This is a genomic window from Phyllobacterium sp. UNC302MFCol5.2 (assembly GCF_000686005.1).
Classification (GTDB): Bacteria; Pseudomonadota; Alphaproteobacteria; order Rhizobiales; family Rhizobiaceae; genus Phyllobacterium; species Phyllobacterium pellucidum.
Window position 1 is genome coordinate 297,436 of sequence record NZ_JMLL01000011.1, and the last position, 16,203, is coordinate 313,638.

General features: G+C 59.5%; 18 protein-coding genes. 10 read left to right on the forward strand and 8 right to left on the reverse strand.

Features of this window, described 5'->3' with window-relative positions; genetic code table 11:
• Nucleotides 1-20 precede the first annotated feature (20 nt).
• Both murI and BR48_RS0112760 read right to left on the reverse strand, forming a co-directional pair.
• Complete coding sequence (gene murI / locus BR48_RS0112755; RefSeq protein ID WP_245273476.1) at nucleotides 21-887, reverse strand: glutamate racemase; 867 nt, start codon at nucleotides 885-887, stop codon at nucleotides 21-23.
• Nucleotides 862-1,713, reverse strand: a complete 852-nt coding sequence (locus BR48_RS0112760) for an RNA methyltransferase (RefSeq protein WP_027231645.1) — start codon at nucleotides 1,711-1,713, stop codon at nucleotides 862-864. The genes murI and BR48_RS0112760 overlap by 26 nt, the downstream gene beginning before the upstream one ends.
• Before the next feature lie 187 nt (nucleotides 1,714-1,900).
• On the opposite strand from BR48_RS0112760, the gene BR48_RS0112765 reads away from it, so the two are divergent.
• Nucleotides 1,901-3,115 carry an NADP-dependent isocitrate dehydrogenase gene (locus BR48_RS0112765; protein ID WP_027231646.1) on the forward strand — a complete coding sequence of 405 codons (1,215 nt, stop codon included), beginning with the start codon at nucleotides 1,901-1,903 and terminating at the stop codon, nucleotides 3,113-3,115.
• A 152-nt stretch (nucleotides 3,116-3,267) separates the two neighbouring features.
• On the forward strand, nucleotides 3,268-3,582 hold the full coding sequence (locus BR48_RS0112770; protein ID WP_027231647.1) for a YciI family protein: 315 nt from the start codon (nucleotides 3,268-3,270) through the stop codon (nucleotides 3,580-3,582).
• A 420-nt stretch (nucleotides 3,583-4,002) separates the two neighbouring features.
• On the opposite strand, the gene alaS is transcribed toward BR48_RS0112770, so the two are convergent.
• A complete protein-coding gene (gene alaS, locus BR48_RS0112775; RefSeq protein ID WP_027231648.1) occupies nucleotides 4,003-6,666 on the reverse strand; it encodes an alanine--tRNA ligase in 2,664 nt (887 codons plus the stop codon).
• A 251-nt stretch (nucleotides 6,667-6,917) separates the two neighbouring features.
• Nucleotides 6,918-8,009, reverse strand: coding sequence for a recombinase RecA (recA, locus tag BR48_RS0112780; protein ID WP_027231649.1), 1,092 nt, complete (start codon nucleotides 8,007-8,009; stop codon nucleotides 6,918-6,920).
• A gap of 317 nt (nucleotides 8,010-8,326) precedes the next feature.
• Between recA and BR48_RS0112785 the strand changes: the two genes are divergently transcribed.
• Both BR48_RS0112785 and BR48_RS0112790 read left to right on the forward strand, forming a co-directional pair.
• Nucleotides 8,327-9,277 carry a carbohydrate kinase family protein gene (locus BR48_RS0112785; RefSeq protein WP_027231650.1) on the forward strand — a complete coding sequence of 317 codons (951 nt, stop codon included), beginning with the start codon at nucleotides 8,327-8,329 and terminating at the stop codon, nucleotides 9,275-9,277.
• 14 nt (nucleotides 9,278-9,291) lie between these two features.
• The gene (locus BR48_RS0112790; RefSeq protein WP_027231651.1) at nucleotides 9,292-10,209 is read left to right on the forward strand and encodes a pseudouridine-5'-phosphate glycosidase; all 918 of its coding nucleotides are present in this window, start codon (nucleotides 9,292-9,294) and stop codon (nucleotides 10,207-10,209) included.
• Here BR48_RS0112790 and BR48_RS0112795 read toward each other — a convergent pair.
• Nucleotides 10,202-10,864, reverse strand: a complete 663-nt coding sequence (locus BR48_RS0112795) for an OmpA family protein (RefSeq protein WP_027231652.1) — start codon at nucleotides 10,862-10,864, stop codon at nucleotides 10,202-10,204. The two genes, BR48_RS0112790 and BR48_RS0112795, sit on opposite strands and share 8 nt — an antisense overlap.
• A gap of 276 nt (nucleotides 10,865-11,140) precedes the next feature.
• On the opposite strand from BR48_RS0112795, the gene BR48_RS0112800 reads away from it, so the two are divergent.
• The 3 genes from BR48_RS0112800 to BR48_RS0112815 all read left to right on the forward strand — a co-directional run bounded on the left by BR48_RS0112800 (nucleotide 11,141) and on the right by BR48_RS0112815 (nucleotide 12,597).
• Nucleotides 11,141-11,404 (forward strand): CopG family ribbon-helix-helix protein, encoded by a 264-nt coding sequence (locus BR48_RS0112800; RefSeq protein ID WP_027231653.1) that lies wholly within the window; start codon nucleotides 11,141-11,143, stop codon nucleotides 11,402-11,404.
• Between the two features lie 2 nt (nucleotides 11,405-11,406).
• A complete protein-coding gene (locus BR48_RS0112805; protein WP_027231654.1) occupies nucleotides 11,407-11,712 on the forward strand; it encodes a type II toxin-antitoxin system RelE/ParE family toxin in 306 nt (101 codons plus the stop codon).
• Between the two features lie 171 nt (nucleotides 11,713-11,883).
• Nucleotides 11,884-12,597 (forward strand): SDR family oxidoreductase, encoded by a 714-nt coding sequence (locus tag BR48_RS0112815; protein WP_027231655.1) that lies wholly within the window; start codon nucleotides 11,884-11,886, stop codon nucleotides 12,595-12,597.
• On the opposite strand, the gene BR48_RS0112820 is transcribed toward BR48_RS0112815, so the two are convergent.
• Nucleotides 12,594-13,289 carry a winged helix-turn-helix domain-containing protein gene (locus BR48_RS0112820; RefSeq protein ID WP_027231656.1) on the reverse strand — a complete coding sequence of 232 codons (696 nt, stop codon included), beginning with the start codon at nucleotides 13,287-13,289 and terminating at the stop codon, nucleotides 12,594-12,596. The genes BR48_RS0112815 and BR48_RS0112820 overlap by 4 nt on opposite strands.
• A gap of 132 nt (nucleotides 13,290-13,421) precedes the next feature.
• Between BR48_RS0112820 and BR48_RS0112825 the strand changes: the two genes are divergently transcribed.
• Together BR48_RS0112825 and BR48_RS0112830 are read left to right on the forward strand one after the other, a co-directional pair.
• Complete coding sequence (locus tag BR48_RS0112825) at nucleotides 13,422-13,754, forward strand: NIPSNAP family protein (RefSeq protein ID WP_027231657.1); 333 nt, start codon at nucleotides 13,422-13,424, stop codon at nucleotides 13,752-13,754.
• Nucleotides 13,751-14,098: an antibiotic biosynthesis monooxygenase gene (locus BR48_RS0112830; protein ID WP_027231658.1), complete on the forward strand. Its 348-nt coding sequence runs from the start codon at nucleotides 13,751-13,753 to the stop codon at nucleotides 14,096-14,098. The genes BR48_RS0112825 and BR48_RS0112830 overlap by 4 nt, the downstream gene beginning before the upstream one ends.
• Here BR48_RS0112830 and BR48_RS26210 read toward each other — a convergent pair.
• Nucleotides 14,095-14,235, reverse strand: a complete 141-nt coding sequence (locus BR48_RS26210; protein WP_153669021.1) for a hypothetical protein — start codon at nucleotides 14,233-14,235, stop codon at nucleotides 14,095-14,097. The genes BR48_RS0112830 and BR48_RS26210 overlap by 4 nt on opposite strands.
• 227 nt (nucleotides 14,236-14,462) lie before the next feature.
• Nucleotides 14,463-15,446, reverse strand: a complete 984-nt coding sequence (gene mbfA, locus BR48_RS0112840; protein ID WP_027231659.1) for an iron exporter MbfA — start codon at nucleotides 15,444-15,446, stop codon at nucleotides 14,463-14,465.
• 135 nt (nucleotides 15,447-15,581) lie between these two features.
• On the opposite strand from mbfA, the gene BR48_RS0112845 reads away from it, so the two are divergent.
• Nucleotides 15,582-16,202: a LysE family translocator gene (locus BR48_RS0112845; RefSeq protein ID WP_027231660.1), complete on the forward strand. Its 621-nt coding sequence runs from the start codon at nucleotides 15,582-15,584 to the stop codon at nucleotides 16,200-16,202.
• Nucleotide 16,203 lies beyond the last annotated feature (1 nt).

The following is a 16,203-nucleotide window of genomic DNA, read 5'->3' on the forward strand; positions in this document are numbered from 1 at the left end:
CGCGCAACATGGCCTATGCTTTAGGCGAAAGTGGCGGAGTTGCCGTCCGAAACCAATTGCAGTCCAAGATTGGTATCGAGACCGAACCCTTGCATCAGGCGGCGCGTGGAGAAATCTGGATTGCCCGATGTGAACATGGCAAAATCGTCGCCATGTTCGGGTTCTTCGCCGGTACCGTTGACCTTGAGCAATGAAAGACCACGGCGAGCAATGGCCTCGGCGGGATCGAGCCAGTCAACCGGCCAGGGAGCGAGCCGGCGAAAGACATTGGCGAGGAAAGGATAATGGGTGCAGGCGAGGACGACGATGTCCGTCCGCTTGCCGTCCCGTTCGTAGAAGCAGGGGGCAATCTCCTGCCTGATTTCGGCATCGTCGACGAATTCCCCGCGAATATGGGCTTCGGCCAGGCGAGCGAGGCTCTGGCTGCCGACGAGACGCACATGGCATTGCGAGGCAAACGACTGGATAAGGTCGCGTGTATAGGCGCGCCGAACCGTTCCGGGTGTTGCAAGGACACTCACGAGGCCCGACGAAGTCCGCTCGGCGGCTGGCTTGATGGCCGGTACCGTGCCGACAAATGGGACGCCCGGATAGGCTCTGCGCAGATCGTCGAGCACGAGCGTCGATGCCGTATTGCAGGCTATGATTGCGATTTCGGGGTCGTATTTCGCGATCAGTCCGCCGAAGAGTTCAACGATGCGTTCGCATAAGGCCGCCTCCTCCCAATCGCCGTAGGGAAAGCCGGCATCATCCGCGATATAGACGAAGCGCCGGTCTGGCATCAAAACCCTCGCCTCGCGCAGAACGGTGAGGCCGCCAATGCCGCTGTCGAAGACAAGGATCGGTCGGTCTGCGACCCGCTCATTCATCGTCTGTCGGCCTTTCATTAGCCGGCTCATCGATTGGCTTTGCCCGCTTGCGCCCTTCCGGCGCTCCGGCGCCGCGCGGCGTATCGGGGCTGAAGAAGTCGAGAGAGACAAGGACGCCGCGCAGAAGCTTCAGCTCCGAATCCGAAAAACCCGGCCGGGTGAGGACGCCGCGCAGATTATTGACCATGATCTCCTTGCGGGCCATCGGCCGGAAATATCCCCTCGCCTGCAGCGCTTCTTCCAGATGGTTGAAGAAGCCCTGCAATTGATCCTTTGACGCCGGCGCAAGCTCGGGGCCGCGAAAGGCGGTATCTGTATGTTTCTCGAGGCCGGATTTCATCCATTCATAGGACATGAGCAGGACCGCCTGGGCAATGTTGAGTGACGAGAATGCCGGATTGACCGGAAACGTCACCAACTCATCGGCAAGGCTGACTTCGTCATTATTGAGGCCGATGCGCTCGCGCCCGAAAAGAATTCCGGTTCGCTCGCCGCGGTTGAAGCGCTGGCGCAGCACCACGCCCGCTTCCACCGGCCCCCGCACCTGCTTGAATGCATCGCGCTCGCGCGCCGTCGTTGCATAGACGAAATTCAGATCCTTGATGGCAGAAGGCAGATCCTCGAAAACCTGCGCCGCATCGATGATGTGGTCCGCCCTGCTCGCCGCGGAGCGCGCCTTCTCGTTGGGAAATTCCTCGCGCGGCTTGACGAGCCGCAGTTCGGCCAGGCCAAAATTGGCCATGGCGCGCGCCACCATGCCGATGTTCTCGGGCAATTGCGGTTCAACGAGAATAATTGCCGGGCCTTCGGCAATAAGCGTGCGTTGTCTATCTGTACCGGCCATCTCTTGTTCCTGCTGATATTGCCGCCGTCATAACGCGCGATCTTTTGATGGGCAATCCTGCCTTAAAATAACGGCATGGCTGGTCGGCAGCTTTGCGTTCGGCGATCCCGATGCTATAGGGGCGCGAACCCTCACTGAAAACCGATGCTGACATTCCCACACCCAGCAAAATAGAGGCTGACTATCCATGGCAAAGATCAAGGTTGCAAATCCGGTCGTCGAGCTTGACGGCGACGAGATGACCCGCATCATCTGGCAATATATCAAGGAAAAGCTGATCCATCCTTACCTGGATATCGATCTGAAATATTACGACCTCGGGATCGAGCACCGTGATGCCACCAATGATCAGGTGACGGTCGATGCGGCCAATGCCATCAAGGAGTATGGTGTCGGCGTCAAGTGCGCGACGATCACGCCGGATGAGCAGCGAGTCGAGGAATTCGGCCTGAAGAAGATGTGGAAATCGCCCAACGGCACGATCCGCAACATTCTTGGCGGCGTCATCTTCCGCGAGCCCATCATCGCCAAGAACGTTCCCCGCCTCGTTCCGGGCTGGACGCAGCCGATCATCGTCGGCCGCCATGCCTTCGGCGACCAGTACCGCGCGACCGACTTCAAGTTCCCGGGCAAGGGCAAGCTTACGATCAAGTTTGTCGGCGATGACGGCCAGACGATCGAGCACGAGGTCTATGACGCGCCCGGCGCCGGTGTTGCCATGGCGATGTACAATCTCGATGAATCGATCCGTGATTTCGCCCACGCTTCGTTCAACTATGCCTATAATCGCGGCGTTCCCTGCTATCTGTCGACCAAGAACACCATCCTCAAGGCCTATGACGGCCGCTTCAAGGACATCTTCCAGGAAGTTTACGAGGCAGAGTTCAAGGCGAAGTTTGCTGAAAAGAAGATCTTCTACGAGCATCGCCTGATCGACGACATGGTTGCTTCCGCCCTGAAGTGGTCCGGCGGCTATGTCTGGGCCTGCAAGAACTATGACGGCGACGTGCAGTCCGACATCGTCGCGCAGGGCTTCGGCTCGCTCGGCCTGATGACCTCGGTTCTGATGACGCCGGATGGCAAGACGGTCGAAGCGGAAGCTGCCCACGGCACCGTGACCCGCCACTATCGCCAGCACCAGAAGGGTGAAGAAACATCGACCAACTCGATCGCTTCGATCTTTGCCTGGACCCGCGGCCTTGCGCATCGCGCCAAGCTCGATGGCAATGCCGAGCTCGAGCGCTTCAGCCACACGCTGGAGAAGGTCTGCGTCGACACAGTCGAAGCCGGTTACATGACCAAGGACCTCGCGCTCCTGATCGGTCCGGATCAGCCCTGGCTGTCGACCACCGGCTTCCTCGACAAGATCAACGAAAACCTGTCGAAGGCGATGGCTGCCTAAGCCATCTGAAAGCATCAATGCTAAGAGCTCCGGTGAAAACCGGAGCTCTTTTTGTTTGTGCGCTTCGCGAATGAGCGATGCGAAAATGGCGCGCCAAAAAGCGCTGTTTTGGGTATTATGCGTGATGCTATGATCACCCGAGGGGACCGAAGATGAGCAAGCAGCAGTTCTTTTTCCGCCTGATCCCGCCACGGCCGACCTTTGCGGACGACATGGACGATGACGAGCAAGAGCTGATGCGCCAGCACGCAAGCTATGTGCAGGAATGTTTCAACGAGGGCTTTGTCCTTGCCTATGGCCCGGTGCATGAGCCCGACGGCAGCTTCGGGCTCGCTCTTCTTGAGGTAAATGATCATGCGGAAGCGGTCCGCTTCGGCGACAACGACCCGACCGTACTCGCTGGCCTCAACAGCTATACGATAGCGCCCATGCATATCGCGGCTGCACAGGCTCCGCGCGAGGAGTAAGCGCGGCGCCAGCTTTCGTTGCCTGAACCCGCTTCCCCGGCCCCGACCGCGTTTTGCCGAGGTGGAGTAGCTGTCGCTGCGGCACATGTCAGAGCGGCAGTAAAGGTCGGAGCGGCAGCAACCTCAGCGAACCTGCTCCTTTGTTCCAGCAATGGAAGTGCCGCTCCGGAAATTCTTCGTACAAACAACAAATAATAAAACTTCAACCGGCCAATATCAATCGGTGCTTCCGTAACAGTCACTGTCGTTTTAGTGCTTATACTAATCCAAAAACTTAATAACCCAAATACTATTTAAGAATTACATCACGCATCGCTTGAAGAAGCAAGAGCATTTTAACGCCGTACTATTGCCAATAAGTATAATACGCATAGCGGCGAGTTGGCCCGGTCATACAGCAGCATGACCGGGTACGCGAATCTAGGCGCCGAGCGCCTGGCGGACGGCCGAAATCGCGTCTTCCGCCTTTGCGCCATCCGGGCCGCCGGCCTGGGCCATGTCGGGCCGGCCGCCGCCGCCTGCGCCGCCAAGAGCGGCGGACGCAATGCGGACGAGATCGACGGCGCTGTACTTGCCTATCAAATCCTCGGTGACCCCGACAACCGCGCTCGCCTTGCCATCTTCGGAGACGCCGACGAAGGTCACGACCCCCGAGCCGACGCTCTTCTTGGCATCATCGGCGAGCGGCTTCAGGTCGCGCGGATTGACGCCGCTCACCACCTTGCCGATGAAGCCGACACCGTTGACCGTCTCCGGCGCGCCGCCTGCGGCTCCGGAAGAACCGCCGCCAAGAGCCAATTGCTTGCGGGCTTCGGTAAGCTCGCGTTCGAGCTTGCGGCGTTCATCGACCAGCGCCGTCACCCGGGCCAGCGCATCGGCCGGCGTCGCCTTCAGAACCGACGCGATTGCCTTGACGCGGTCATCCTGCTCCTCGAGATAGCGCCGCGCAGCTTCTCCGGTCAGCGCCTCGAGGCGGCGCACGCCAGCAGCAACAGCGCCTTCAGAGACCACGCGAATGAGCCCGATATCACCCGTGGCGCGTACATGCGTGCCGCCGCAAAGCTCGGTGGAGTAGCTTTTTCCGGCCTTGTCGCCTCGCACAGCCGTGCCCATGGAGACGACGCGAACCTCATCGCCGTATTTTTCACCGAAGAGCGCCATAGCGCCTTCGGCAATCGCATCGTCGACCGCCATGAGGCGCGTCGATACCGGCGCGTTCTGCAACACGATCTCATTGGCGATATCTTCGATTGCCGCAAGTTCCTTGTCAGAAATCGGCTTCGGGTGCGAAAAATCGAAACGCAGCCGGTCCGGAGCAACAAGCGAGCCCTTCTGGGCAACATGGGTGCCGAGCGTTTCGCGCAGCGCCTCATGCAACAGGTGCGTTGCCGAATGGTTGGAGCGGATGCGGGTGCGGCGTGCTTTGTCGACGATAAGTTCGACCGGGGCACCGACCTTCGCCGTTCCCTTCGTCACCTTGCCGATGTGGACGAAGACGCCGTCATTCTTCTTCTGCGTATCGCTGATCTCGATGACAAGGCCGTCGCCGGTGATCGTTCCGGTATCGCCCTGCTGTCCGCCGGATTCGCCATAGAAAGGCGTCTGGTTGACAACGACTGCCACAGCATCGCCTTCGCCCGCCGTTTCGACGCTCGCACCGTTCTCAACGAGCGCGGTTATGACGCCTTCGGCCTGCTCGGTCTCATAGCCGAGAAATTCGGTGGCACCCACCTTGTCGCGCACCGAGAACCATACGGTCTCGGTCGCCGCATCGCCGGAACCCGCCCAGCTCGCGCGCGCCTCCGCTTTCTGCCTTTCCATGGCCGCATCGAAGGCTTCCGTGTCGACGCCGATGCCGCGCTGGCGCAGCGCATCCTGCGTCAGGTCGAGCGGGAAACCGTACGTGTCGTAGAGCTTGAACGCGGTCTCGCCATCGAGCTTGTCGCCCTCACCGAGGGATTCGGTCGCTTCGCCGAGGAGGCCGAGCCCGCGATCGAGGGTCTTGCGGAAGCGCTTTTCTTCGAGCTTGAGCGTTTCCGAGATCAATGCTTCGGCACGCACGAGTTCGGGATAGGCTTGGCCCATTTCGCGCACCAGCGCCGGCAACAGCCGCCACATCAGAGGCTCGCGTGCGCCAAGGAGCTGCGCATGACGCATGGCGCGGCGCATGATGCGGCGCAGCACATAGCCGCGACCCTCGTTCGACGGCAACACGCCATCAGCGATAAGAAAGCTTGAGGAGCGCAGGTGATCGGCAATAACCCGGTGGCTGGCGCGGAACTTACCCTCGGCCTTTACTCCCGTTGCCTCCTCGGATGCGTGGATCAGCGTCTGGAATAGATCGATGTCGTAATTGTCGTGCTTGCCCTGAAGCACAGCGGCAAGGCGCTCGAGGCCCATGCCGGTATCGATCGATGGGCGCGGCAGATCGATGCGCTGCTCCTTCGTCACCTGCTCGAACTGCATGAAGACGAGGTTCCAGATTTCGATGAAACGGTCGCCATCCTCATCGGCGCTGCCGGGAGGGCCGCCCCAGATTTCAGAACCGTGATCGTAGAAGATTTCCGAGCACGGACCGCAAGGACCCGTATCGCCCATCGCCCAGAAATTATCGCTCGTGGCGATGCGGATGATTTTCTCTTCCGGAAGCCCGGCGATCTTCTTCCAGAAACCTGCCGCTGCATCGTCCGTGTGGTAGACGGTTACCGTCAGCTTGTCCTTTGGAAGCCCGAACTCCCTGGTGATAAGGTTCCACGCAAGCGAGATCGCCTCTTCCTTGAAGTAATCGCCAAAGGAAAAATTGCCGAGCATTTCAAAGAAGGTATGGTGACGCGCCGTATAGCCGACATTGTCGAGGTCATTGTGCTTGCCGCCGGCGCGCACGCATTTCTGCGATGTCGTCGCCCGATTATAGGGACGGTGCTCGATGCCGGTGAAAACATTCTTGAACTGCACCATGCCCGCATTGGTGAACATCAGCGTCGGGTCATTGCGCGGCACGAGCGGGCTCGACGCCACGATCTCATGGCCGTTCTTCTTGAAATAGTTCAGAAATGTCGACCGGATCTCGTTGACGCCACTCATGCTGCTTGCCTTCTGACTTCTTATATCCAAATGGAATTAGCCCCATTCTTAGCGAAGGAGCGGAACGAAACGCTTGTAGCGACAGGGCTGCGTGCTGTCCAGAAAATCCCTATTGCCGCGACGTGCGACCGGCCAGGGAATTGGCCAAGCCAAAGCGCGACCGGCCAGGGAATTGGCGACGGCAAAATGCCAAGACCCGCAGCCGTCACCGGCCGCGGGTCTCAAATCCTCAGTCAATATCTGGAGGCGGCTCAGCCTTCGGCGGCGTCGGGTTCGTCGTCCTCTACTTCCCCGACATTCTTGTCGAGCATCTGCTCGGCAATGAGACCGGCATTCTGGCGCAACGCCAGTTCGATCTCATTGGCTATTTCCGGATTCTCCTTCAGGAACAGTTTCGCGTTGTCGCGGCCCTGGCCGAGGCGCTGCGAATTATAGGAGAACCATGAACCAGATTTTTCGACAATGCCGGCCTTGACGCCAAGATCGACCAGCTCGCCCGTCTTCGAGACGCCCTCGCCATACATGATGTCGAACTCGACCTGCTTGAAGGGCGGCGCCAGCTTGTTTTTGACGACCTTGACGCGCGTCTGGTTGCCAACGACCTCGTCACGCTCCTTGAGCGATCCGATGCGGCGGATATCGAGGCGAACAGATGCATAGAACTTCAGCGCATTGCCGCCCGTCGTCGTTTCTGGCGAACCAAACATCACGCCGATCTTCATGCGGATCTGGTTGATGAAGATGACCATGCAGTTGGAACGGGAAATCGATGCGGTGAGCTTGCGCAGCGCCTGGCTCATCAGGCGGGCCTGCAGACCCGGCAGGGAATCGCCCATCTCGCCCTCGATTTCCGCCCGGGGCGTCAGCGCAGCAACGGAATCGACGACGAGAACGTCGATGGCGCCGGATCGCACCAGCGTATCGGTAATTTCAAGCGCCTGCTCGCCCGTATCCGGCTGCGAGATCAGAAGGTTCTCAAGATCAACGCCAAGCTTGCGGGCATAGACGGGGTCAAGCGCGTGCTCGGCATCGACAAAGGCGCAAATGCCGCCCTTCTTCTGGGCTTCGGCGATCGTATGCAGGGCAAGCGTGGTCTTACCTGAGCTTTCAGGCCCGTAAATCTCGACGATGCGGCCTTTCGGCAATCCGCCGACGCCAAGGGCAATATCGAGCGACAGCGAGCCGGTCGGAACCGTTTCGATCTCCACAACCTGCTCGTTGCGGCCAAGCCGCATGATCGAGCCCTTTCCAAAGGCCCTCTCGATCTGGGACAATGCCGCATCCAGCGCTTTCGTTTTATCCACCGAATTACCCTCAACCAACCGCAATGAATTTTGAGCCATGTTACACTACCCCTGTGTTGTGCATGAAGTCCGGATGTCGCTTCTGATGAACTTATTTGTATCTGTTTTGTTCTCATTTTGCAATAGACATAAGTTATTGAAATAAACACATAACTTCAAAATGTTCGTAAAATGTTCTTGTACGGGCGCGACATGCTGTCAGGCAAGCTTTCCGCTGTTTCCAGGCGTTGCCGGACAAACCGAAGTTGCGAAAATCGAATCGGCCGGATTATTGCGCCTGTCCGACTGACACTTTAGAGAAGTAGCGCAACGCCAGCCCTTCAATCCGTGGTTTTAAATCGGACAAGCAATCACCCATGACGTCAGGCAACAAACCGCTGCTCTTTGCTGTTGGCGGCGCCCATCTCGACCGGCGCGGCCAAAGCACAGTACCGTTTGTGCCCGGCGCTTCAAACCCCGGTATCATGCGCGAAGAGCCGGGCGGCGGTGTCTTCAATGCGTTAAGGCTGGCGATGCAGCGCGGCATCGCAGCTGAACTCCTGTCCATACGCGGCGGCGACCGTATCGGCGAGACGATTAGCGCAGCGATCGAGTCAGCCGGCATCATCGATAGCTCCGTCGTCTTCATGGACCGGGCGACGCCGAGCTATACGGCAATCCTCGACGAACATGGCGATGTCGTCGCCGCAATCGCCGACATGGCGCTTTATGAAGTCGCGCTCCCTCGGCAACTGCGCCGGCGGAAGGTGCGCGATGCCGTGGCAGCGGCCGACGCCATATTTTGTGATGCCAACCTTCCGGCCGATGCGCTGGAAAGGCTTGCGGGCCTTGCGGAACATCGGCCGATCTATGCCCTGGCGATATCCCCGGCAAAGGCGGTGCGCCTGCGCACGATCCTTGGCAATCTCAACTGCCTTTTCATGAACCGCCGTGAAGCATTGGCCCTGACAGGCCTTGGCCAATCGGCGGAGCTAAAGGAAATCTGCGCAGCGTTGCGCGCGGCGGGCCTTCAAGTCGCCGTCATCAGCAATGGCGCCGGTCCCACCCTCGCCTACCATAACGATCTAGCCTATACACTCGAACCGCCTGGCGTCGACGGGATTGCTGATGTGACCGGCGCAGGTGACGCGCTTGCCGGCGGAACGATTGCCGGGCTGATGCAAGGTGTCGCGTTTCACGAGGCAGTCCGTCAAGGTATGACCGCGTCGATGCTGACATTGAAGACACATTCCGCCAGCCCGATCTTTACCCCCGAGGAATTCGACGCAGCGCTTTCCTTGATACCCGATGCGACCCTGCTGCGTTGATCAAAGGAGCCGACATGACCCTCAATCCCTTTACCGATATTGCCCCCGAGGTCGAGCAGGCACTTGATGCGGGCAAGCCGGTTGTCGCGCTGGAAAGCACAATCATCACTCATGGCATGCCCTATCCCGACAACAGCCGCATGGCCGCAGATGTCGAGGCCATCATTGCGGAAGAAGGCGCTGTTCCAGCGACGATTGCCATTGTCGACGGCCGGCTCAAGATCGGGCTCTCCGCCAATGAACGTGAAGCGCTCGCGCAGGTGAAAGGCGCCATGAAGCTGTCGCGCGCCGACCTTGCCTTCGCGCTTGCCGAAGGACGCACTGGTGGCACGACGGTTGCAGCCACCATGCTTGCCGCGCATCTTGCTGGCATCAAGGTTTTTGCCACGGGCGGCATCGGCGGCGTGCACAAGGGCGCAGAATTGAGTTTCGATATATCGGCCGACCTTGAAGAACTCGGTCGAACCTCGGTCATCGTCGTCTCCGCCGGGGCCAAGGCCATTCTCGATATCGAAAAGACGCTGGAAGTGCTTGAAACCAAGGGCGTTCCTGTCGTCGTCCATGGCGCCGATGTGCTTCCCGCCTTCTGGTCGCGCCAATCGCCGATCAAGGCGCCGCTGCGGCTCGACTCAGCCGAGGCAATCGCCGGGTTTCAGCGGGCACGCGAAGCCATCGGCGTCAACGGCGGCATGCTGATCGCCAATCCCATTCCGGCAGCGGACGAAATTCCAGCGGAGAGAATGGCGGGCTATATCAGCGAGGCGATCGCCCGCGCCACGAAAGATGGCGTCACCGGCAAGGCCGTGACGCCATATCTACTTTCCGAAATTCTCGACATCACCAAGGGTGAGAGCCTCAAGGCGAACATCGCACTCGTCGAGAACAATGCGCGCTTTGCCGCGAGGATCGCCGTGGCGCTCGCTATCAGGTAAGCGGCGCGATCTGGATTTCGACGCGGCGGTTCTGGGCGCGCCCGGCTTCGGTCGCGTTGGTTGCCACCGGCTGCGAGGGGCCGAAGCCGCGTACGTCGAAGCGGCGGTTGTCGATGCCCTGCTGGGTCAGGTAGTTGGATACGGAAAGCGCCCGGCGCTCAGAGAGAAGCTCGTTATGCTGCAGGCTACCGGTGGAATCCGTATGGCCGGCGACATCGACGATAGTCTGGTTGAATTTGCGCAGGACCACAGCGACGGAACTGAGCGTCGGGTAGAACTCCGGCTTCACCTGATCCTGGTCGGTGTTGAAGGTAATGTTCGACGGCATGTTCAAAATGATCCGGTCGCCATTCCGGGTCACCGAGACGCCGGTCCCTTGAAGCTGCGCGCGTAACTCCGCTTCCTGGCGGTCCATGTAGTTGCCGATCGCGCCGCCACTGAGCGCACCGATGCCTGCACCGATCAGCGCGCCATTTCGACCCGATTTGCCGCTGCCGCCGCCAATGGCAAAACCGGCGAGCGCACCTGCTGCCGTTCCGATCAAGGCGCCGCCGGCGGTGTTCGAGATCTTCTGGTCACCCGTATAGGGGTCCGTCGTCGTGCAGCCCGCCAGAAAGGTCGCTGCCAGGCAGCTGATGGCAAATTTCTTCATCATCGAATCAAGTCCCCGTTTGGATGTGGCGCGGACTATACAAGCGATTCGGGCAAAATATGGGAGGCCAAAAATGCGTGCTGGACGCACCTATATAGCAATCCTCGCGACTTGGCCGCCGGCCTTTAGACTAAGGTCGAACTGATTTTTGGGAAGGCACGGTATGACGGCGCGTGGGGCTTAAGGCCAGGCCGCATCGATACACTAGAAAGCACGATGGCAGCGCCTAAGAAAACGTGCTAGGGTGTACACAATCCAACACATGAGGAGGCAAGTTTCATGACCACCAGCACTACCATGACGATTCGGGTTCGGCCCGATGTGAAAGAAAAGCTCGACCGGATAGCGGCCGACACGCAACGGAGCAAATCGTTCCTCGCCGGCGAAGCTGTCGCCGCCTATGTTGATCGCGAGCTTGAAATCATCGACGGCATCAAGCGCGGCATGGCCGATGTTGCGGCCGGCCGTGTCGTGCCCCATGAACAGGTGATGGCGGAAGCCCGCCAGATCATCGCGGACGCGAAGCGTAAAAAAGCCTCGTAAGAATGAGGCGGGTCATCTGGTCGGCCGACGCACGGCACGATTACCTCGACATTCTGCAATTCGTGGCCGCTGACAACCCGCTTGCTGCTGAAAGGGTAGCGGATGCGATCGACCAGGTGGGCAACGGACTTGGCGAGTTTGCGACCGGAAGGCCGGGCCGGGTCACAGGTAGCTATGAAAAGTCCGTTGCCCGCCTGCCCTACATCATAGCCTATGAGATCAAGAGCCACGGCGGGCAAGAGGTTATAGCCGTCTTGCGGGTCATCCACACATCGCGGGATTGGTCGGCCGAGGAATGGCCGGACTAACTTAAGAAGTAGTGACATCTCTCGCTATATGTCGTCAGATTTCAATTCCTCTTTTGACTCATTTTCTCAACGTTCTTCAAAAAATTTGACGCCCTTTGCATCCTGAATTCATTTGCGTCCATAAGGACAATCAACAATGCTCGCCGCCATTCGAGAAGAAGGGCGAGAACCATGACGCAATCACAAGAAGCTCCTGTTGCAATCATTACCGGCGGAGGACGCGGCATGGGCGCCGCCATCGCGCGCGAATTGCATGGCCGCGGCTACCGCCTCGGCCTGATGTCGCCCTCAGGCAGCGCCGTCGAGCTTGCAGGCGAACTTGGCGCGATCGGTCTGAAAGGGTCCGCTGGCGAAGCCAGCGATCTCGAGGCGCTGGTCGCACAAACCGTGGAGGCATACGGCCGTGTCGATGCCGTGGTCAATCACACGGGACATCCGCCGAAGGGCGATCTTCTCGACATCACCGACGATAAATGGGCGATTGGCAACGACCTGATGGTGATGAGCGTCGTGCGCATGGCGCGGCTGGTGACGCCCTACATGCTCAAGCAAGGCAAGGGGGCCTTCGTGAACATCACGACTTTCGCGGCCTTCGAGCCGAGCCTGGTCTTTCCGGTTTCCTGCGCCTATCGCGCCGCGGTAGGCGCCTATACCAAGCTTTATTCGGACCGTTATGCGGCCGATAATATCCGTATGAACGCGTTGCTCCCGGGCTTCATCGACAGTCTGGACCACAAGCCGGAGACTGCCGAAAAGGTCCCGATGAAGCGCGTCGGCACGATGAACGAAATCGCCAAGACGGCCGCTTTCCTGCTATCGGACGATGCAGGCTATATCACCGGGCAGAATATCCGTGTCGATGGCGGGATTACGCGTCACATCTAGGAAAGGCTGACGCCGAACGTCTCACGCAGCTGCCTTTGCCCGTTCGGCGTGACGGTTACGGCCCGCGTCCCGTCCACGCGCCTGATCCAGCCGCGTTCGAAGCAATGGCTGCAGAGAGCCGCGCCGATGGCCCCGGCTAGATGCGGGCGTCTTTCGCTCCAGTCGAGGCAGGGCCGGCAGAGAATACGGCCACGGGCTGCGGTCAAGGCCGCAATGTCGATACCGGCGCGGTCAAGCAGCGCGCGCCCGCTCTCCGTCACCTCGCCGGCGTCGAGGCCGAGCTCGAGGTGACCCGCGTCAACCAGCGCGTCGGTGATTGCGACGCCGAGATGGCCGGCCAGGTGATCGTAACACGTTCGCCCTGCCCGCAAGGCTGCGTCGCGCGGCCCTGTTCGAACGGGCTTGGCAGCGACGCCCGGCGCCGCAATGCGCATGATGCTCTCGATCATCTGCGCCACGGCGGGCGATGCCAGGCGGTGGTAGCGATGCCGTCCCTGCTTTTCCACCGCCAGCAATCCGGCGTCGGTCATGCGTGTCAGGTGGCTGCTCGCGGTCTGCGCGGTGATCCCGGCGAGTTGCGCGAGTTCCGATGCCGTCAGCGCGCGTCCGTCCATCAAGCCGTTCAGCATGCTTGCGCGCCCGGGATCTCCCGCCAGCGCTGCAATTTCGGCAAATTTCGCGTTGTTCGACATCGCATCTTCCTCACGCCATCTTGCCCTAATTTGCTTTGCCCCTGACGACAATGCTTCGAAAACGGCCGAAGTATCAAGCCGCCTTCGCGGCCTATGTTGATGGCCGGTTAGAAACGCGATGGAGCGAGAGAAATGGCGATCACCTGCATTATCAAATACGAAATCGATCCCTATCAAAGGGGTCCATTCGAAGAATATGCCCGCAACTGGAATGAGGCGATCCCGCGCTGCGGCGCCGACCTGATCGGTTATTTCGCCCCGCATGAAGGTTCTGCTACCCTGGCCTACGGTATCTACAATATTGAAAGCCTCGCAGCCTACGAGGCCTACCGTGCCAGGCTGCGGGACGATCCCCTCGGCCGTGCGAACTATGCGTTCTCAATGGAGAGGAAATTCATCCGCCGCGAGGATCGCACGTTTCTCACTCACGTTTCCGGATTGAACGGGAAGGAACTGATCCGATGATTGCAGTGATTTTCGAGGTCGAACCGGCAGAGGGCCGCTCCGGGGATTATTTTGATCGGGCAGCGGATCTGCGTCCGCTGCTGGAGACGATGGACGGGTTCATCTCTGTGGAACGGTTTCGCAGCCTTGCCGACGCGAACCGCTACCTTTCCCTTTCCTTCTGGCGCGACGAAGCGTCAGTGGCGGCTTGGCGCCAGACCGAGGAACATCGCCTTGCCCAACGCGACGGCCGTGGTGGGATCTTTGCCGACTATCGGCTGCGGATTGCGTCCGTTGTGCGTGACTACGGCCTCAGAGCCCGTGACGAGGCTCCGTCTGATGCGCGGGCTTATCATCATGCCTAGGCCCGTTGTCCGTGATTGCGCTCGGCGCATGCCGGTCCTGGACCACGCATATAGTGGCGTTCGGGCCGGTAGCTCGGCACAATGAACTCGCGGACGACGCGAAGCGTATCGCGCAGCTGGATAATCATGGTCATCATGTCTGGTCTCTTGCATTTTGGCTGCCGGGCGAACCGGTAGCGATCAATTAGCTAAAATTTAACTCATAAATATGAACAGCTCCTGAATGCCATTGGTTAAAGACCGATAAATTCATCAATTATTAGCCTTAACCACTTGGGCAAAAAGACGTTTTTGCAACGGATATTGCCGCGAGAATGCCCCTTTTAAAGCATTGCGACCGCTTCGGGCTTGTCCCTACGTTCGATCACGCATTGCCGATCAAGATACCCGTCGCGAGCACAAGGCTGCCTCCAAGGACTACCTGGATCGCCGCGCGGAAGAAGGGCGTCTCCATGAAGCGATGCTGGATATAGGCAATGGCCCAAAGCTCAACGAAGACGACGAGGGCAGCGACAGTGGTGGCTGTCCAGAAATCGGGGATCAGGTAAGGCAAGGCATGACCGAGACCGCCGATCGCCGTCATCAACCCATTGGCAAGGCCGCGTTTCAACGGCGACCCGCGACCGGAGAGCTTGCCGTCATCGTGGGCGGCCTCGGTGAACCCCATGGAAATGCCGGCGCCAAGCGAGGCCGAGAGACCGACCAGAAAGGTCTGCCAGGTGTCCTGCGTGGCAAAGGCCGCCGCGAAAATCGGCGCCAGGGTTGAAACGGAACCATCCATCAGACCGGCAAGCCCGGGTTGGATATAGGTCAGTATGAACTGGCGGCGCTCCGTTTGCTTTTCCGCGTCCTGAACCGCGTCGGGCGTATGTCTCAGACCAAGCCGGTGCGCCAGCGATTCATGGGCCTTTTCCGCAATGGCAAGATCGCCAAGCAGCTTGCGGGTCGAGGCATCGCTGACAAGTTTGATCGCCTCGGTATAAAATCTGTAGGCTTGCTCCTCCATTTTCTCGGCCATCTCGCGCACCTTGTCGATACCAAGCGGACGCATCAGCCAATCGGGCCGGCGCTCGATATAACCGCGCACATGCTCCCGGCGAATGAGCGGAATCTTGTTGCCGAAGCGCTCCTGATGCAGCTCGATCAGCACTTGCCGGTGCCGGTTTTCCTCCTCGGCCATGTCTTCAAACACTTTGGCGCTGTCGGGAAAATTCTCGCGCAACCCATCCGCATAGGCGAGGTAAATTCGCGCATCGTCCTCTTCTGACGAAATGGCAAGCGCAAGAATCTCCTGTTCGGTGAGCGATTCGAGCGAATGGCGGCGATGGGAGAAGAACCGGCTGAGCATGACAACATCCTAATTTAGAATAATTCTAAATTATAGTTTCCAGCGTCATTGTTCAAGTCCGCGCGGGCCTTTCAATGGACAGAAAGAAACCACACGGATATGGTCCGTTCGGTCGCAATCACCCAGGAACTTAACATGACGCTTGCCGGTTTTGTCGCCTATTCGGGCGCTCTTGCCATCGCCGCGGCCATACCCGGCCCGGGCCTCACCGCACTGATCGCACGGGCGCTCGGTTCCGGCTTTCGCTCCGCGCTGTTCATGTCGATCGGGCTCATTATCGGCGACCTCACCTACCTTACCGCAGTCGTCCTAGGCCTCGCCATGGTGGCGCAGACTTTTGGAACAGTCTTCCTCATCATCAAATGGGCCGGCGTTGCCTACCTCGCCTATCTTGCTTGGGGTCTGTGGTCCGCAGGTATTTCCGCAGAAAAGATCGAGGCGAAGAAAAGCCGCGGCGGGCCGGCTGCAAGCGTTCTTTCGGGACTTACCGTCACGCTCGGCAATCCAAAGACGATGCTGTTCTATATCGCCCTGACGCCGACGCTGGTTGATCTTCACGCTGTCACCCTCGCCGATTATTCGATATTGGCGACGATTACCGTCCTGGTGTTGCTGGTCGTGCTGATTCCTTACCTCGCCCTTGCAGCAAGGGCGCGCGGCCTCCTTGCATCGCCCCGTGCGTTGAAGCGGCTAAACCGGACTGCCGCCGCCTTCATGGCCGGAGCAGCGCTTGCGATCGCCGGGCGCGCTTCCTGAC

Excerpts from the sequence above, each read along its gene's own strand:
- murI (WP_245273476.1), bottom strand. The coding sequence starts at position 887 with ATGAAAGGCCGACAGACGATGAATGAGCGGGTCGCAGACCGACCGATC.
- BR48_RS0112760 (WP_027231645.1), bottom strand. The coding sequence starts at position 1,713 with ATGGCCGGTACAGATAGACAACGCACGCTTATTGCCGAAGGCCCGGCA.
- BR48_RS0112765 (WP_027231646.1), top strand. The coding sequence starts at position 1,901 with ATGGCAAAGATCAAGGTTGCAAATCCGGTCGTCGAGCTTGACGGCGAC.
- BR48_RS0112770 (WP_027231647.1), top strand. The coding sequence starts at position 3,268 with ATGAGCAAGCAGCAGTTCTTTTTCCGCCTGATCCCGCCACGGCCGACC.
- alaS (WP_027231648.1), bottom strand. The coding sequence starts at position 6,666 with ATGAGTGGCGTCAACGAGATCCGGTCGACATTTCTGAACTATTTCAAG.
- recA (WP_027231649.1), bottom strand. The coding sequence starts at position 8,009 with ATGGCTCAAAATTCATTGCGGTTGGTTGAGGGTAATTCGGTGGATAAA.
- BR48_RS0112785 (WP_027231650.1), top strand. The coding sequence starts at position 8,327 with ATGACGTCAGGCAACAAACCGCTGCTCTTTGCTGTTGGCGGCGCCCAT.
- BR48_RS0112790 (WP_027231651.1), top strand. The coding sequence starts at position 9,292 with ATGACCCTCAATCCCTTTACCGATATTGCCCCCGAGGTCGAGCAGGCA.
- BR48_RS0112795 (WP_027231652.1), bottom strand. The coding sequence starts at position 10,864 with ATGATGAAGAAATTTGCCATCAGCTGCCTGGCAGCGACCTTTCTGGCG.
- BR48_RS0112800 (WP_027231653.1), top strand. The coding sequence starts at position 11,141 with ATGACCACCAGCACTACCATGACGATTCGGGTTCGGCCCGATGTGAAA.
- BR48_RS0112805 (WP_027231654.1), top strand. The coding sequence starts at position 11,407 with ATGAGGCGGGTCATCTGGTCGGCCGACGCACGGCACGATTACCTCGAC.
- BR48_RS0112815 (WP_027231655.1), top strand. The coding sequence starts at position 11,884 with ATGACGCAATCACAAGAAGCTCCTGTTGCAATCATTACCGGCGGAGGA.
- BR48_RS0112820 (WP_027231656.1), bottom strand. The coding sequence starts at position 13,289 with ATGTCGAACAACGCGAAATTTGCCGAAATTGCAGCGCTGGCGGGAGAT.
- BR48_RS0112825 (WP_027231657.1), top strand. The coding sequence starts at position 13,422 with ATGGCGATCACCTGCATTATCAAATACGAAATCGATCCCTATCAAAGG.
- BR48_RS0112830 (WP_027231658.1), top strand. The coding sequence starts at position 13,751 with ATGATTGCAGTGATTTTCGAGGTCGAACCGGCAGAGGGCCGCTCCGGG.
- BR48_RS26210 (WP_153669021.1), bottom strand. The coding sequence starts at position 14,235 with ATGATGACCATGATTATCCAGCTGCGCGATACGCTTCGCGTCGTCCGC.
- mbfA (WP_027231659.1), bottom strand. The coding sequence starts at position 15,446 with ATGCTCAGCCGGTTCTTCTCCCATCGCCGCCATTCGCTCGAATCGCTC.
- BR48_RS0112845 (WP_027231660.1), top strand. The coding sequence starts at position 15,582 with ATGACGCTTGCCGGTTTTGTCGCCTATTCGGGCGCTCTTGCCATCGCC.